This window comes from Enterobacter sp. RHBSTW-00994 (assembly GCF_013782625.1).
Lineage (GTDB): Bacteria > Pseudomonadota > Gammaproteobacteria > Enterobacterales > Enterobacteriaceae > Enterobacter.
The window spans coordinates 4,283,283-4,299,934 of sequence record NZ_CP056199.1; the positions used below are offsets into that span (position 1 = coordinate 4,283,283).

10 protein-coding genes are annotated in these 16,652 nt (G+C 52.1%); 4 read left to right on the forward strand and 6 right to left on the reverse strand.

Annotation, left to right across the window (positions count from 1 at the left end):
- Nucleotides 1-45: 45 nt before the first annotated feature.
- A complete protein-coding gene (locus tag HV346_RS20435) occupies nucleotides 46-1,065 on the forward strand; it encodes an NAD(P)-dependent alcohol dehydrogenase (RefSeq protein ID WP_181620979.1) in 1,020 nt (339 codons plus the stop codon).
- A gap of 93 nt (nucleotides 1,066-1,158) precedes the next feature.
- On the opposite strand, the gene HV346_RS20440 is transcribed toward HV346_RS20435, so the two are convergent.
- A complete protein-coding gene (locus tag HV346_RS20440) occupies nucleotides 1,159-2,805 on the reverse strand; it encodes a dihydroxyacetone kinase subunit DhaK (protein ID WP_181620980.1) in 1,647 nt (548 codons plus the stop codon).
- A 137-nt stretch (nucleotides 2,806-2,942) separates the two neighbouring features.
- Here HV346_RS20440 and HV346_RS20445 point away from each other — a divergent pair, with 137 nt between their 5' ends.
- On the forward strand, nucleotides 2,943-4,445 hold the full coding sequence (locus HV346_RS20445) for a helicase HerA-like C-terminal domain-containing protein (RefSeq protein WP_181620981.1): 1,503 nt from the start codon (nucleotides 2,943-2,945) through the stop codon (nucleotides 4,443-4,445).
- On the opposite strand, the gene HV346_RS20450 is transcribed toward HV346_RS20445, so the two are convergent.
- The gene (locus HV346_RS20450) at nucleotides 4,425-5,366 is read right to left on the reverse strand and encodes a TIGR01212 family radical SAM protein (protein WP_181620982.1); all 942 of its coding nucleotides are present in this window, start codon (nucleotides 5,364-5,366) and stop codon (nucleotides 4,425-4,427) included. The genes HV346_RS20445 and HV346_RS20450 overlap by 21 nt on opposite strands.
- A 682-nt stretch (nucleotides 5,367-6,048) precedes the next feature.
- Here HV346_RS20450 and gltB point away from each other — a divergent pair.
- Complete coding sequence (gltB, locus tag HV346_RS20455) at nucleotides 6,049-10,509, forward strand: glutamate synthase large subunit (RefSeq protein WP_181623845.1); 4,461 nt, start codon at nucleotides 6,049-6,051, stop codon at nucleotides 10,507-10,509.
- A gap of 9 nt (nucleotides 10,510-10,518) precedes the next feature.
- Nucleotides 10,519-11,937, forward strand: coding sequence for a glutamate synthase small subunit (locus HV346_RS20460; protein ID WP_181620983.1), 1,419 nt, complete (start codon nucleotides 10,519-10,521; stop codon nucleotides 11,935-11,937).
- A 196-nt stretch (nucleotides 11,938-12,133) separates the two neighbouring features.
- Here HV346_RS20460 and HV346_RS20465 read toward each other — a convergent pair whose 3' ends face one another.
- The 4 genes from HV346_RS20465 to HV346_RS20480 all read right to left on the reverse strand — a co-directional run bounded on the left by HV346_RS20465 (nucleotide 12,134) and on the right by HV346_RS20480 (nucleotide 16,625).
- The gene (locus HV346_RS20465; RefSeq protein ID WP_181620984.1) at nucleotides 12,134-12,826 is read right to left on the reverse strand and encodes a DUF1120 domain-containing protein; all 693 of its coding nucleotides are present in this window, start codon (nucleotides 12,824-12,826) and stop codon (nucleotides 12,134-12,136) included.
- A gap of 107 nt (nucleotides 12,827-12,933) precedes the next feature.
- The gene (locus HV346_RS20470; RefSeq protein ID WP_181620985.1) at nucleotides 12,934-13,494 is read right to left on the reverse strand and encodes a hypothetical protein; all 561 of its coding nucleotides are present in this window, start codon (nucleotides 13,492-13,494) and stop codon (nucleotides 12,934-12,936) included.
- On the reverse strand, nucleotides 13,491-15,911 hold the full coding sequence (locus HV346_RS20475; RefSeq protein ID WP_181623846.1) for a fimbrial biogenesis usher protein: 2,421 nt from the start codon (nucleotides 15,909-15,911) through the stop codon (nucleotides 13,491-13,493). The genes HV346_RS20470 and HV346_RS20475 overlap by 4 nt, the downstream gene beginning before the upstream one ends.
- 9 nt (nucleotides 15,912-15,920) lie before the next feature.
- Complete coding sequence (locus tag HV346_RS20480) at nucleotides 15,921-16,625, reverse strand: fimbria/pilus chaperone family protein (RefSeq protein WP_181620986.1); 705 nt, start codon at nucleotides 16,623-16,625, stop codon at nucleotides 15,921-15,923.
- Between the last annotated feature and the right edge of the window lie 27 nt (nucleotides 16,626-16,652).

Below are 16,652 nucleotides of genomic sequence, written 5' to 3' on the forward strand. Positions count from 1 at the left end.
TGAATGCTCTACACTCTCAGTTCACACCATAACGGGGGAAATACGATGTCGAAGATAAAAAGCTACGCCGCACCGCAGGCGGGTGCAGAGCTGGAACTGTATGAATACGATGCGGGCGATCTCAAAGCAGAAGACGTCGAAGTACAGGTTGATTACTGCGGGATCTGCCATTCAGACCTCTCGATGATCGATAACGAATGGGGCTTTTCACAGTATCCCCTGGTTGCCGGACACGAAGTGATTGGTCATGTCGTTGCCCTGGGCGCGGCAGCACAGGATAAAGGGCTGAAGATTGGTCAGCGTGTCGGTATCGGCTGGACGGCTCGCAGCTGCGGACACTGTGATGCCTGTATCAGCGGCAACCAGATCAACTGCCTCGAAGGCTCCGTCCCCACCATTCTGAACAAAGGCGGTTTCGCCGATAAACTGCGCGCCGACTGGCAATGGGTCATTCCTCTGCCAGAAAGCATTGATATCGAATCCGCCGGCCCGCTGCTTTGCGGGGGTATCACCGTCTTCAAACCACTGCTGATGCACCACATCACCGCCACCAGCCGCGTGGGTGTGATTGGTATTGGCGGTCTGGGTCACATCGCCATCAAACTGCTGCATGCCATGGGCTGTGAAGTGACCGCCTTTAGCTCTAACCCGGCAAAAGAGAAAGAAGTGCTGGCGATGGGTGCAGATAAAGTGGTTAACAGCCGCGATCCAGAAGCGCTGAAAGCACTCGCAGGTCAGTTTGATCTAATCATCAACACCGTCAACGTCGATCTCGACTGGCAGCCATATTTCGAAGCCCTGGCCTACGGCGGTAATTTCCACACCGTGGGTGCAGTGCTGAAACCGCTGCCGGTTCCGGCATTTACACTGATCGGCGGCGATCGCAGCGTTTCAGGCTCCGCAACCGGTACGCCGTTCGAGTTGCGCAAACTGATGAAATTTGCCGGTCGCACCAAAGTTGCACCAACAACCGAACTGTATCCAATGTCAAAAATCAATGAAGCAATCCAGCACGTACGCGACGGTAAAGCTCGTTACCGCGTGGTGCTAAAAGCCGATTTCTGATAGCCGTTTGCCGGAGCAACGAGCGGCCTGATGCCCTCACCTCAACCCTCTCCTTGTGGGAGAGGGTGCAAACATGAATAACGGTAACGGGTGTTACCGTTTTGCTTTTACCATGGCCTTAAAGACTTCAGCCACCGCTACCGCCCCCGGATCGGTGACCCCTTCCAGATTGTCTTTATTCACATACGACGAACGCCCCGCCCCGGCTTTCACCATTTTCGCGGTCGCGTCAGCCCCTGCTTGCGCAGCCTGCGCTGCTGACTGAAGATCGCCTCGCTGTAATGCCTCCAGCGCTGGTTGCAGTGCGTCGATCAATGTACGATCGCCGAGATCCGCCCCCCCATATTGCTTCATCTGCGCAAGACCGCTCAATAACGCCTCGGGGAGTGATTGACCATCATGCAGCTTCTGCCCGGCCGCCGTGAAGAAGATCGACATCAATACGCCACTAGATCCCCCCATTACCGTCGCCAGACGATCTCCCGTCAACAACAGCAACGCGGGCACATCGTTAAGCGGAAGTTGTTGTTTCTCAAGGCGCTGCGCAATATCACGCGCCCCTTGTGCAAAGGTTGACCCCGTATCACCATCACCCACTTTCGCATCCAGTGCATTCAACCGATTCTCCAGAGCCAGAAGTGTCTGGGTTCCCACCGCAACCAACGCACCTACCCCGGCATTCTCCGACGGCGTAAATTCAACGCGATCATGAATCGCGGTATGGGGCAATGTACGCAACGGCGCAAACGCCACAGGTTTCTGCCAGCCCAGCGTTTCAACACTTTCGTTTATCGCCTGCTCAAAGGTAGCGTTGAGCTTTAACAGCGACAGCGAAAAGCCTTTCATGTCCAGCGAACTGACCAGCGGAGCAGGGCCAATCAGGTAGGCGATATCCTCTTTCAATGCCGAGTGGGCCAGCTCTTTAGTCAGCAGAGCCATTTCCAGTGCCGACACGCCACCGAGATTATTGATTAGCACCGCAAATCGTCCCTTCCCTGCCTGCGCTTTGAGTGGTGTGACAAGCGTATCGATTATGGCTTTACTGTTTTGCGTATCGACAACAGAAGCACCTGGCTCGCCATGGATCCCCAACCCCAGTTCAACATGCCCTTTCCGGATACGCCCTTCATCGTCATCACTGCCCGGCAGATTGCAGGTTTGCATCGCGACTCCCAGGCTCCAGAGGTTATCGCAGGCCTGCCGGGCAATATCGCGCACTTCACCGAGCGATTTACCGTGTTCCGCCGCGAAGCCTGCGATTTTGTGTACCAACGCCGTCCCGGCAATTCCCCGCGGCTGTTTGTTATCCGGCAGGGCGATATCATCCGCGACGATCACCATCTCAACCTTCAGGCCATACCGCTTAGCCTTTTCTGCTGCCAGGCCAAAGTTAAGGCGATCCCCTGTATAGTTTTTCACGATCAGCAGACAGCCGCGATCGCCTGTGACCGCAACAATGGCATTGAGCACGGCGTCCACGCTCGGCGAGGCAAACAGATCCCCACAAACTGCAGCCGTGAGCATGCCTTTACCCACAAAACCAGCATGCGCAGGCTCATGACCGGAACCGCCACCGGAAATCACCGCCACGCGGCTTTTATCCCAGTCACTGCGCGCGATGACACGAATAGCCGGGTCGATATCAAGTTTGACGAGATTACCGTGCGGGGCAGAAATCAAAATACCTTCAATGGCGTCGTTGACCAGCTGTTTGCGGTCATTAAAAAAGAATCTGGACATAGTTTCCCAAAATGTTGTGAACCCTATGCAAAAGCATAGTCCGCACTGGGTAATACGCCGCAAAGTAAGGAATTTTCTGCGTCACATTGCCGTCGGTTTGCCTATACTCCACGCATGACAATGAGAGGACGTGCATCATGAGTACACCACTATTGATCGCCAGGACGCTGGAGAAAGAGTTGTTTTTACTGCCTGCAATGGCAAACCGCCACGGGCTGATTACCGGTGCAACCGGGACGGGTAAAACCGTCACCCTGCAAAAGCTGGCGGAGTCCTTTTCTGCCATTGGCGTTCCGGTGTTTATGGCCGATGTGAAAGGTGATTTAACTGGCGTTGCTCAGGAAGGAACGGCATCGGAAAAACTGCTCGAGCGTCTGCAAAATATTGGCGTGAACGACTGGCAACCGCAGGCCAGCCCGGTCGTTGTCTGGGACATTTTCGGTGAGAAAGGCCATCCCGTGCGCGCTACCGTTTCCGATCTCGGTCCCTTGCTGCTGGCGCGGCTTCTGAATTTGAACGATGTGCAGTCCGGCGTGCTGAATATTATCTTCCGTATTGCCGACGACCAGGGGTTACTGCTGCTTGATTTCAAAGATCTGCGGGCGATAACTCAGTACATCGGGGAGAACGCCAAATCTTTCCAGAATCAGTATGGCAATATCAGCGCTGCTTCCATTGGTGCTATTCAGCGTGGGTTACTGACGCTTGAACAACAAGGCGCAGAGCACTTCTTCGGCGAACCGATGCTGGACATCAGGGACTGGATGCGTACAGACAGCAACGGCCACGGCATCCTCAATATTCTGAGTGCGGAAAAACTCTACCAGATGCCAAAACTCTACGCCGCGAGTCTGCTGTGGATGCTCTCCGAGCTCTATGAACAATTGCCAGAGGCAGGCGATCTGGAAAAACCGAAACTGGTGTTCTTCTTTGACGAGGCCCACCTGCTGTTCAGCGATGCTCCGCAGGTGCTGCTGGATAAGATCGAACAGGTGATCCGTCTGATACGTTCCAAAGGGGTGGGCGTTTACTTCGTTTCGCAAAACCCGTCGGATATCCCCGATAACGTTCTGGGGCAACTCGGGAACCGTGTGCAACATGCCCTGCGAGCCTTCACGCCTAAAGATCAGAAGGCCGTCAAAGCCGCAGCGCAAACCATGCGGGCGAATCCTGCATTTGATACTGAAGCAGCCATCCAGGCTTTAGGGACCGGTGAAGCACTGATCTCCTTCCTGGACGCGAAAGGCAGCCCGTCCGTGGTAGAACGTGCAATGGTGATTGCCCCCTACTCACGTATGGGACCAGTCACCGATGACGAGCGCAACAGCCTGATAAACCACTCTCCTGTCTACGGTAAGTATGAAGATGAGATAGACAGAGAATCAGCGTTCGAGATGCTGCAAAAAGGGGTACAAGCGACGACGGACTCACAAGGCGCCGCCGCCACCAAAGAGGTATCAGATTCCACAGATGATGGGCTCCTCGGGGGGCTGAAAGACATTCTGTTTGGCAGTACAGGGCCTCGCGGTGGCAAGCGCGATGGCGTGGTACAGACCATGGCTAAAAGCGCGGCGCGGCAAGTTACCAATCAAATTGTGCGCGGCATGCTGGGAAGCCTGCTAGGGGGCCGTCGCAGGTAGTAAAGGACTCCACGGACGTCCAATAGCCGATCCCTGAACCCCGTGCTCATTCAGGTAACGGTCAATTTCAACCATCCCCGTCCAGCGGTTCTCACACCACAGTGGTGCGAGGAGCGTTGGCCGGCGAGCACTGGCTGAGATGCGATGATAAATAATCTCGGGTGGAGTATGCCGAATCATCTCACCCGCCGTCACGGTATAGTCTTCCAGCGCAATACCGTTAAGCCGCCCGGCCTCCCACGCTTTCGCCATCGTACTGCCTTTCACGATATGCAACGGGTGCAGCTTAATCCCGTCAACACCCGTCTCAACCACCTTCTCCAGTGTCTCAAGACTGTGCTGAAGTCCTTCGCCTGGCAAACCGACAATCAGGTGCGAGCACACCTTGAGCCCGCGTTCACGGGCCAAACGCGTGGTTTGCTGATAACAGGCAAAGTCGTGACCACGATTGATACGGTGCAAGGTTTTGTCATGTGCCGTTTGTAACCCCAACTCCAGCCAAATTTCATAACCCAGAGCGTTGTACTCACTCAGCAAATCCAGCACCGCTTCTGGCACACAGTCCGGGCGCGTACCCACACATAACCCCACGATACTGGCCTGACTTACCGCCTGCTGGTACATCGAACGCAGCACCTGCACTTCCGCCCAGGTGCTGGTATACGCCTGAAAATAGGCCAGATACTGCTTTGCGCGATTCACCCGCTTTGCCTGATGGGTAAGTTGCTCAGCGATGGAATGATGTTGCTGCGCCTCATCAGCAAACGAGGCGACATTACAGAAAGTACAGCCACCACGGCCAATCGTCCCGTCACGATTTGGACAGCTAAAACCACCGTGTAATGTCAGCTTATGAACCTTTTGTCCGTATCGACGTGAAAGATCCCCACCAAACATATTGACTAATTTCTGTAACTGCATAATCTGTTAGACCGCCCCGGAGAAAGGGGATAAGCCTGCCATTTTTAGCTTCAGTCGGCGATGACCTGGATCAAGCGCCCTGGACTGCTATTATTCATTTGAATAAAAACTCACGATTACTGCAATTTCATTCATACGACCTGCAATTACTTTTCCTTATGTTCTGATTGTTTTTTTCACTTATAGCATCACAGCTGAAAAACAGTGTGATTATGCGGGTTAGAGCATAATACCAGATTATAATTCTGCAAAAAAAACACCATTCAGCATGCTGCATTGATAATACCGCTTTCATATAGTGAGTCAGATCACACTCCCTGGTGACTTTGTTTGAGGTTTATTGGATGTAAAAATAGTGAAATACTTTTTACATTCAATAAGATAACCATCCTTTAGCACATTTTTGTATAAATAAGTTTGCCATTTGACCTGTGTACCAATTCCCGATAAGTTGGAAATCCGCTGGAAGCTTTCTGGATGAGCCACTGCTCATCATATTTATGCAGTAATTGAGATTCCCTCTGAAGCAAGTCCTCAAACTTGTTTGACCTGTGCGAAAAGGATATTAAGAGGGCGAATGCGAGGTACGCGTATGAAGCGCAAACCCCGTCGCCATGCTCTTTCTGTGCCTGTGCGCCACGGTCCAGATAGGATCCCGAAGAGCCTGGGGAGGTTCACTGATATGTTGTACGATAAATCCCTTGAGAAGGATAACTGTGGTTTCGGCCTGATCGCCCACATAGAAGGCGAACCTAGCCACAAGGTAGTGCGTACCGCAATACACGCACTGGCCCGTATGCAGCACCGAGGCGCGATCCTTGCCGATGGTAAAACCGGCGACGGTTGCGGTCTGCTGCTGCAAAAACCCGATCGTTTCTTCCGTATCGTTGCGGAAGAGCGCGGCTGGCGTTTAGCCAAAAACTATGCTGTCGGCATGTTGTTCCTGAATCAGGACCCAGACAAAGCCGCCGCTTCACGCCGCATCGTCGAAGAAGAACTTCAACGTGAAACCCTGTCAATTGTCGGCTGGCGCGATGTGCCAACCAACGAAGGGGTGCTCGGTGAAATCGCCCTCTCCTCGCTGCCTCGTATTGAGCAAATCTTTGTTAACGCGCCTGCGGGCTGGCGTCCACGTGATATGGAACGTCGCCTGTTTATCGCCCGCCGTCGCATTGAAAAACGTCTCCAGGAAGACAAAGAGTTCTACGTCTGTAGCCTCTCGAACCTGGTGAACATCTATAAAGGTCTGTGTATGCCGGCTGACCTGCCGCGCTTTTACCTGGACCTGGCGGATCTGCGTCTGGAATCGGCCATTTGCCTGTTCCACCAGCGCTTCTCCACCAACACCGTTCCACGCTGGCCGCTGGCCCAGCCGTTCCGCTACCTTGCGCATAACGGCGAGATCAACACCATCACTGGTAACCGCCAGTGGGCACGCGCTCGTACTTATAAGTTCCAGACACCACTGATCCCAGACCTGCACGATGCTGCGCCGTTCGTTAACGAAACCGGCTCGGACTCCAGCTCCATGGATAACATGCTGGAACTGCTGCTGGCAGGCGGGATGGATATCGTCCGCGCGATGCGTCTGCTCGTGCCACCGGCATGGCAGAACAACCCGGATATGGATCCAGAGCTGCGCTCTTTCTTCGACTTTAACTCCATGCATATGGAGCCGTGGGATGGCCCTGCGGGCATCGTCATGTCCGATGGTCGTTTTGCTGCCTGTAACCTGGACCGTAATGGTCTGCGTCCGGCGCGCTACGTCATCACCAAGGACAAGCTGATCACCTGTGCCTCTGAAGTTGGGATCTGGGATTACCAGCCGGATGAAGTGGTTGAGAAAGGGCGTGTCGGTCCTGGCGAGCTGATGGTGATTGATACCCGTGGCGGTCGCATCCTGCACTCAGCTGAAACGGATGACGATCTGAAAAGCCGTCACCCGTATAAAGAGTGGATGGAGAAAAACGTCCGCCGTCTCGTGCCATTTGAAGACTTGCCAGACGAAGATGTCGGCAGCCGCGAAATGGACGACGATACGCTGTTCAGCTACCAGAAACAGTTTAACTACAGCGCCGAAGAGCTGGATTCTGTTATCCGTGTTCTCGGTGAAAATGGCCAGGAAGCGGTCGGCTCTATGGGTGATGACACCCCGTTTGCCGTGCTCTCCAGCCAGCCGCGCATTATTTACGATTACTTCCGTCAGCAGTTTGCGCAGGTAACAAACCCGCCAATCGATCCGCTGCGTGAAGCGCACGTCATGTCGCTCGCCACCAGCATCGGCCGCGAGATGAACGTCTTCTGTGAAGCAGAAGGCCAGGCACACCGCCTGAGCTTTAAATCGCCGATCCTGCTGTACTCCGATTTCAAACAGCTCACCACCATGAAAGAGGAACATTATCGCGCCGATACGCTCGATATTACTTTCGACGTGACCGAAGCCAGTCTCGAAGAGACGGTGAATGCGCTGTGCGATAAAGCCGAACAAATGGTGCGTAACGGCACGGTATTGCTGGTGCTGTCCGACCGTAACATCGCGAAGAACCGTCTGCCGGTTCCTGCGCCAATGGCCGTTGGCGCAATCCAGACCCGTCTGGTCGATAAGAGCCTGCGCTGCGACGCCAACATTATCGTTGAGACCGCCAGTGCGCGCGATCCGCACCACTTTGCTGTGCTGTTAGGCTTTGGTGCGACGGCTATCTACCCGTATCTCGCCTACGAAACGCTGGCAAGACTGGTCGATACCCGTGCGATCGAGAAAGAGTACCGTACAGTGATGCTGAACTACCGTAACGGCATCAACAAAGGCCTGTACAAAATCATGTCCAAAATGGGCATCTCGACCATCGCCTCTTATCGCTGCTCGAAACTGTTCGAAGCCGTTGGCTTGCATGATGACGTTGCCAATCTGTGTTTCCAGGGTGTGATCAGCCGTATCGGCGGAGCCGGTTTTACCGACTTCCAGCAGGATCTGGTTAACCTGTCAAAACGCGCCTGGCTGGCACGTAAGCCGCTGGATCAAGGCGGCTTGCTGAAATATGTCCACGGTGGTGAATACCACGCTTACAACCCGGATGTGGTGCGTACGCTGCAACAGGCGGTTCAGAGTGGCGAGTACAGCGATTATCAGCAATATGCTGAGCTGGTTAACAACCGTCCGGCGGCAACACTGCGCGACCTGTTAGCGCTGAATCCTGGTGATGAAGCCATCAGCATTAACGATGTTGAACCCGCTACAGAACTGTTCAAACGCTTTGATACCGCGGCGATGTCCATCGGCGCGCTGAGTCCGGAAGCCCACGAAGCGCTGGCTGAGGCGATGAACAGCATCGGCGGTAATTCAAACTCCGGCGAAGGCGGCGAAGATCCTGCCCGTTACGGCACAAACAAAGTGTCCCGTATTAAGCAGGTGGCATCCGGTCGCTTTGGCGTAACGCCAGCGTACCTGGTCAACGCCGACGTGATTCAGATTAAAGTCGCTCAGGGTGCAAAACCGGGCGAAGGCGGTCAGTTACCGGGTGACAAAGTGACCCCGTATATCGCCAAACTGCGCTATTCCGTACCGGGCGTGACACTGATTTCCCCACCGCCGCACCACGATATCTACTCTATCGAGGATTTAGCGCAGCTGATTTTTGACCTGAAACAGGTCAACCCGAAAGCGATGATCTCCGTGAAGCTGGTGTCCGAACCGGGTGTCGGCACAATCGCAACCGGTGTTGCTAAAGCCTATGCAGACCTTATCACCATTGCCGGTTACGACGGTGGTACAGGGGCAAGCCCGCTTTCCTCCGTGAAATATGCAGGTTGTCCGTGGGAGCTGGGTCTGGTGGAAACGCAACAGGCTCTGGTCGCTAACGGACTGCGTCACAAGATCCGTCTGCAGGTGGATGGCGGCCTGAAAACGGGCCTCGATATCATCAAAGCGGCAATTCTGGGTGCAGAGAGCTTTGGCTTTGGTACGGGTCCAATGGTTGCTCTGGGTTGTAAATACCTGCGTATTTGCCACCTGAACAACTGCGCAACCGGTGTAGCAACCCAGGACGAGAAGCTGCGCAAGAACCATTACCACGGCCTGCCGTTTAAAGTGACAAACTACTTTGATTTTATCGCCCGTGAAACCCGCGAGCTGATGGCACAGTTGGGTGTGAAACGTCTGGTGGATCTGATTGGCCGTACAGACCTGCTGAAAGAGCTGGAAGGCTTTACCGCCAAGCAGCAGAAACTGGAGTTGTCGAAACTGCTGGAAACTGCACAGCCTCATCCAGGCAAAGCGGTTTACTGCACCGAGAACAACCCACCGTTCGACAACGGTGTATTGAACGCACAGCTGCTGCACCAGGCGAAATCTTATGTTGATGACAAACAGAGCAAAACGTTCTGGTTTGACATCCGCAACACTGACCGCTCGGTTGGCGCCTCGTTGTCTGGTTACATCGCACAGACGCATGGCGACCAGGGTCTGGCGGCCGATCCGATCACCGCGCACTTCAGCGGTACTGCGGGTCAGAGCTTCGGCGTGTGGAACGCAGGCGGTGTTGAGCTGTACCTGACTGGCGACGCTAACGACTATGTCGGTAAAGGTATGGCTGGTGGCCTGCTGGCAGTTCGCCCACCGGTGGGCTCCGCGTTCCCAAGCCACAAAGCCAGCATTATCGGCAACACCTGCTTATACGGTGCAACCGGCGGTCGCCTGTTTGCGGCAGGCCGCGCGGGTGAACGTTTTGCCGTACGTAACTCCGGTGCTATCACGGTGGTGGAAGGCATTGGCGATAACGGTTGTGAATACATGACGGGCGGGATTGTTTGCGTACTGGGTAAAACCGGCGTGAACTTCGGCGCAGGCATGACGGGCGGTTTTGCATACGTCCTGGATGAAGACGGTGAGTTCCGCAAACGCGTGAACCCGGAGCTGGTGGAAGTCTTGGGCGTTGAAACCTTGCCTATCCACGAAGAGCATCTGCGCGGTTTGATTACCGAGCACGTGCAGCATACCGGTTCTTCGCGTGGCGAAGAGATCCTGGCGAACTGGCCAGCGTTCTCTGCGAACTTCGCGCTGGTTAAACCGAAGTCCAGCGATGTTAAAGCACTGTTGGGTCACCGTAGTCGTAGCGCAGCAGAGCTGCGTGTGCAGGCGCAGTAAGGGGTAGCAATGAGTCAGAACGTATACCAGTTTATCGACCTGCAGCGTGTTGATCCGCCAAAGAAACCGCTGAAGATCCGTAAAATTGAATTTATTGAAATCTACGAGCCGTTTTCAGAAGGCCAGGCCAAAGCACAGGCAGACCGCTGCCTGTCCTGCGGTAACCCTTACTGTGAGTGGAAATGTCCGGTTCATAACTACATCCCGAACTGGCTGAAGCTGGCCAACGAAGGGCGTATTTTTGAAGCTGCGGAGCTGTCTCACCAGACCAACACCCTGCCGGAAGTCTGTGGTCGCGTGTGTCCACAGGATCGTCTGTGTGAAGGTTCCTGTACGCTGAACGACGAGTTTGGTGCGGTGACTATCGGCAACATCGAACGCTATATCAACGATAAAGCCTTCGAAATGGGCTGGCGTCCGGATATGACGGGCGTGCGTCAGACCGACAAACGCGTAGCCATCATTGGCGCAGGCCCTGCGGGCCTGGCCTGTGCAGACGTATTGACCCGTAACGGCGTGAAAGCGGTAGTGTTTGACCGTCACCCAGAAATTGGCGGTCTGCTAACCTTCGGTATTCCCGCCTTCAAGCTGGAAAAAGAGGTGATGACTCGCCGCCGCGAAATCTTCACTGGCATGGGTATTGAGTTCAAACTGAATATCGAAGTGGGCCGTGATGTGCAGCTCGACGATTTGCTGAAAGAGTACGACGCAGTGTTCCTGGGCGTGGGTACATATCAGTCCATGCGCGGTGGTCTGGAAAATGAAGAAGCCCCAGGCGTATTCGATGCCCTGCCGTTCCTGATTGCCAATACCAAGCAGATTATGGGCTTCGGCGAAACAGCCGAAGAGCCTTATGTCAGCATGGAAGGCAAACGCGTGGTTGTCCTGGGCGGTGGTGATACCGCGATGGACTGTGTCCGTACATCCATTCGTCAGAATGCTGCCCACGTGATTTGTGCTTACCGCCGTGACGAAGAAAACATGCCTGGCTCTAAACGTGAAGTCAAAAACGCGCGTGAAGAAGGTGTGGAATTCCAGTTCAACATCCAGCCTTTGGGTATTGAAGTGAATGCCAACGGCAAAGTGAGCGGCGTGAAGATGGCACGCACTGAAATGGGTGCACCCGATGCGAAAGGCCGTCGTCGTGCAGAAATCGTGGCAGGCTCCGAACATGTGATCCCGGCTGATGCCGTCGTGATGGCGTTTGGTTTCCGTCCTCACAGCATGGAGTGGCTGGCGAAACACAGCGTTGAGCTGGACTCTCAGGGCCGTATCATTGCCCCTGAAGGCAGCGAAAACGCGTTCCAGACCAGCAACCCGAAAATCTTCGCGGGTGGCGATATCGTTCGCGGTTCTGACCTGGTGGTTACCGCCATTGCTGAAGGTCGCAAAGCGGCTGATGGCATCATGAACTACCTGGAAGTGTAAGTCGCAAAAAGTAAAAAGCCGGATGGGTAACCATCCGGCTTTTTTATACGCTCAATATAGAGTTCGATATAGCCAATATATATAATTAGCCGAAAGCATTCTCTATAAAGCAATGCTTGCTATAAATAAATGCGACATTATCGTCTATATGTTGCCATCGTATTAACTCACAATATAAATATACAGATGTGAGCTATTACAGATATCGTAAAGTCAGAGTTAACTGACCATCCAGCGGCGTATCATCAGTAATACCCAGCGTATTCGTATCCTGAATAGCAAGGGATGTAGTCATCGGGAAAGATGCTGTGGTAAATGCCAGAGGTTCCAGAGTACCTGTTTCTGCAACAGTAAAGGTACGAATATTATCCTCCTGCAAAGTGCTTCTTACAGTGCCACTCGCCCAGGAAGTACCTGCGAACTGGGTATAAATAGCGTCTACACTTTTACCATCTGCGGTCAATTTATCCAAGTTCATAAACACAGTATATGCGCCAATCTTCACACCCTGAGCCGTTTCACCAACACCAAAGAGATAACCCGTAGTACCACCCCCACCATAGGTATTATTAGCAAAAGTCGCGTTTTCTACCAAAATACCGGGCGCTTTAGTACTTGCGCGATCGTCAGTACTGGTAAAACCTACTTTCGTTGGGGCTGTACAGTTGATGGTCAAGGTCACATCTTTATGGCCAAGCTGGTTGGTAGCCTGGTTTGATAGTTCACCCAGGCGAATAAAGCCATAATCAACCACACCGCCATTACTGAGTTCTGGGGTACAAGCGGCATTAGTCAAAACACCTTTAACTTTCAAAAGCGCGGTTGGTTCTGCTGCAAATGCAGAACTTACACAGAATGCCAGAGCACTAACGAGTAAAACTTTTTTCATCTGTTAATCCTTAACGTTTTAAATTTAACAATCGTACTTCTACACATTGAAATAAAGACATGCATTACTTCAACTATCTTAATTTGGATACAAAAAAAACCACGTAGTTATTTTAACAATAATACCCAAGCTAATTCGCTCTCCAGTTCAGTCTGGTCGGACATTTCAGAAAACGCCCTTTCATTAATAACTGGAGATAAAACAACGTTAAAACTCATTTGCTGGCCAAATGGGATTTGGTTATTTTCTACGGCAATAATTGCTTCATTATTTTTTATGTAAAACGGAGTGCTTGATTCAGCCTCTGGTAAAAAAGTGATTTTATCTTCCGTTTTACCTACGGCGTAATGTTTACCATCGACAATCATATTATCGACTTTTACCGCTAAACCGCCCTGCATACCAAATGTAAAACGCCCTTTCTCCCCGGCATTCCCTTGAACAAGCACTGCCATTTGTTTTTTTTCTGCACAAAAGACATTTACGCTAACTTCACGCTCAGGCATCTTGTGCCAGCTATCTTGTGTTTTCACTATGTCATCCCGTCGTATTTGACGGTAATCCACTACTGGCTGCGATAGCGTGATCTGACAATCCTCTGCATGCGATAGCTCTGGCAGGCACAACGTAAGTAAAAACAAGATCCCCATTAAACGCTGCATTTTCATCGGCACACTCCATTCACTTCTTCGTAGAAAACATCTTCATCCCGCTTGTCGCTTAATGTGTAATCAATCTTACAGAGGCGGTTATTGTTATCATCCATGGCATAAATGGCGGTGAGCTGCTGAGCATCGTTGATAAAGACGTGCCCATCATCAACCGTGGTAACAACGTAGTTTCCTTTGTCATCCACAACCGAGAGCCCTTTAGCCAGAGGTTTGCCATCTTGTCGTTTTACACGCAGCATGACACGTCGACTATTCAGGACGTTAAACGTCACTTCGCTTACTGACGCATTGGCGGCGGCGATATATTTCGTCCCGTTAGCTAACGTCATACTCGGGGGTAACTTGTTGGCATTGACCTCTATGCGGGAATTTCGCCATTCATTCAGGCCAGGAACGACGGCCTGTCCCCATCGATCCGTCCAGACGGTTCCCTGAGGCGTAGACATTTCTACTCCGCTTTTCGGCTCATTCAGTTTGGCAATCGCAAAGGTGTCTCTGATGGTATAAGGCGAGAAGGTGACGCCATCTTTGTGCATCGCAATACCGCCGGACAGCGTGGTGCTGTAGTTACGCTGTTGACTACCGTTACTGCCAGCCCCCACACTCAACTGCGTGTAGTGCAGGTTGGTATTGATGTTGCCGTTAAAGCTATTGTCCTGTGACTCTTGATCGCGATCGGCAGAAATATAGTAGTTCGTGTTATCTCCCAGTGAGCCACTGTTCGCGACGCCATAATTCGTTCTGTCACCTTGTTTGCGCATATAGGTGCTGACGCTTTGTGCCCCTCCAAGCGGGATGCTCAGGTTCACGTACAGCAGATCATCGTCCTGATCATCATCGACGCTGCCGACCGCACTTTGCCAGTTAACCGTCACAGAAGCATATTTGAAGGTTTTCCCCCATGAGAGCATGACGTAACGAGTGTCTTTTTCACCACTGTTGCTTTGGTTGTAGTTAAATCCAAAACTGAAACTACCGGCCAGAGGGGAGGCAAAACTCAGCGTTGATGAATACGTATTGTCATACCCCTGGTAGTCATCATCCATCGCCTCAGCCAGCTCGCGGTAATTCCCGCTAAAGTGCGCTGCGCTTGCTGATAATCCAACCTGTTTACCCAGCGCAATCGTGCTTTGTAGTTCTGTTTTCAGCCCGCTGTTTTCATCACCGAACTGTTCTTTGCTTGCCGCCACGGTGGAGGAAACACCCCATCCCTCCATAAGCTGGAGCTCAGCACTCCCTCCTGCCGCCTGATACTTTTCAGCCGCGACACCCGAAGCCAAAAAATTCATCCAGGGCAAAAGTCTCCAGCCGTTTGAAATATTCAGGACCAGCGGATCACCATAATCGCTGTCAATACTGCGCACCTGACCCGCTGACACAGTAAGCCCCTGTGGGCGCGATAAATTCTGCGCTTTTACCGCAGAAGCCGGAACAATGTAGTGACTGGTTGACCCATCGGACTCCACAACGGTGACATCCAGATCCACGTTGCTGCGGACCATTGGGACATCATCTAAGGTGAACGGCCCTGCGGGGACTAACGTACTGAAGATAAGCCGGTTGTTTTGCCGTACCTCAACGCGCGCCTGCGCGGAGCGAGCAATACCTGAAACACTGACACCGGCCCCCTCTTTCTGTAGTTCACGGGTTGGCATAAGTTGCACCCCCGTGATAGGTACACCGCTCAGGACTGTAGAATAGGCATTAATTTCACCGACCTGCATAGTCAGCTTCTGCAAAGCAAAAACATGCTCAGCGTAGGTGTAAATACTGTCAGCATTTTTTTTGCCATCATCATCCGTCAGGATATAGCGACTGCGCAGCGACCAGTCCATGGCATTCAACCCAGCTTCAAGGCTTGCCTGCGAATAACGACTGGCATCACTGCCTTCATACTCGTTTCGCGTGCTGAAAAGGGAGTAATTAAGCAGCCCTGCTGTACCACCATGCTGGAAATTTTTGATATCCGTATCCAGGCCATTGATCGCTTCTTGTGGCAGATACAGTTCAACCGCTTCCTGATTAGGTAATGCATTCACTACCGCCTGCGCATAATCATGGCGAATATCATGGCAAGCGTCATCTGCCTTCAGCGGAACAGGAACCAGCCCTGCAAACTCAATAAAATCTGCATCGATACACAGCACACCGTCATCGTTAAAGCGCACCGCAGCCGTTCCACGATCTTTACCATTCACCTTGACTGAAACTGAGTGAACTCCGGGTAAAAAACGAGGGGCTTTGGCAAAATAACGGTTAAGGTCTGCATTCAACCCGCGAGATTCCAGAATCCCGGTATCGAATGTCACCTCTCTTGCCAATACGTCAGAAGGAGGAAGGAGTATCAGAGGTAACGTGCCGCAAAGAATAGCGCGGACACAAAATGCAAGGTGGTTAATTTTATGCACCACTATTTCCCTTTTTTAATTATTTAGTTCAGAGATAAAGCTGGGTACTTCAACGCCATAACGGCTTGCAGGGAAAAACTTCACTTTTTTGTCACTGCCAGACACTTTCGTTAACGTAGCCGAGAGCGTTTCGCCAGGCAGAATATAGGTTTTCGGTAACGTGCCACCCACACCAGAGGGCTGTAACACAATATTTTGCGCAAGGCGGACGACGTATTTACTAGGGTTTTTTACCTGGACTGATGATCCTACAGTTGACCACTTCAAATATTTCCAGGCGTCAGTCACCACGGCCAGTTTCGCCGGGCGGATCAGTACTGGGATATCCTGGCGAATATTGATACCGATTTTAATTTTATTGTCGTCACTTTTTGGTGGAATACCTTCGAATGTCACACGTTTATAATGCTCGACATCCAGAGGGATACTATTTTGTAAAATAAAACGAAGTTGTTGTGTTTGCTCTGGTTCAAGACGTACCACTGGCTGTGTAACAATGAGTTTTAACCCTTTATCATCAGGCAAATCAACGACATTGGTATAAAGCAGCGCAGGATGACTGTCCGTATTTTTAATATTAATCGTACCACTATGAGTTGCCTCATCAATTACCAGCAAACTTGTTTCAGGAACCATTCCCGCGGCATGCACTGTTAATTGCAAAGATAACAGCGCCGTAGTCAGCATGGTCTTTAAAAAAACAGACTTAGAACAGAACATAATAAAATCCCTTGCATATGACACGAT

Coding starts and splice junctions, on each gene's coding strand:
- HV346_RS20435 (WP_181620979.1), top strand. CDS start 46: ATGTCGAAGATAAAAAGCTACGCCGCACCGCAGGCGGGTGCAGAGCTG.
- HV346_RS20440 (WP_181620980.1), bottom strand. CDS start 2,805: ATGTCCAGATTCTTTTTTAATGACCGCAAACAGCTGGTCAACGACGCC.
- HV346_RS20445 (WP_181620981.1), top strand. CDS start 2,943: ATGAGTACACCACTATTGATCGCCAGGACGCTGGAGAAAGAGTTGTTT.
- HV346_RS20450 (WP_181620982.1), bottom strand. CDS start 5,366: ATGCAGTTACAGAAATTAGTCAATATGTTTGGTGGGGATCTTTCACGT.
- gltB (WP_181623845.1), top strand. CDS start 6,049: ATGTTGTACGATAAATCCCTTGAGAAGGATAACTGTGGTTTCGGCCTG.
- HV346_RS20460 (WP_181620983.1), top strand. CDS start 10,519: ATGAGTCAGAACGTATACCAGTTTATCGACCTGCAGCGTGTTGATCCG.
- HV346_RS20465 (WP_181620984.1), bottom strand. CDS start 12,826: ATGAAAAAAGTTTTACTCGTTAGTGCTCTGGCATTCTGTGTAAGTTCT.
- HV346_RS20470 (WP_181620985.1), bottom strand. CDS start 13,494: ATGAAAATGCAGCGTTTAATGGGGATCTTGTTTTTACTTACGTTGTGC.
- HV346_RS20480 (WP_181620986.1), bottom strand. CDS start 16,625: ATGTTCTGTTCTAAGTCTGTTTTTTTAAAGACCATGCTGACTACGGCG.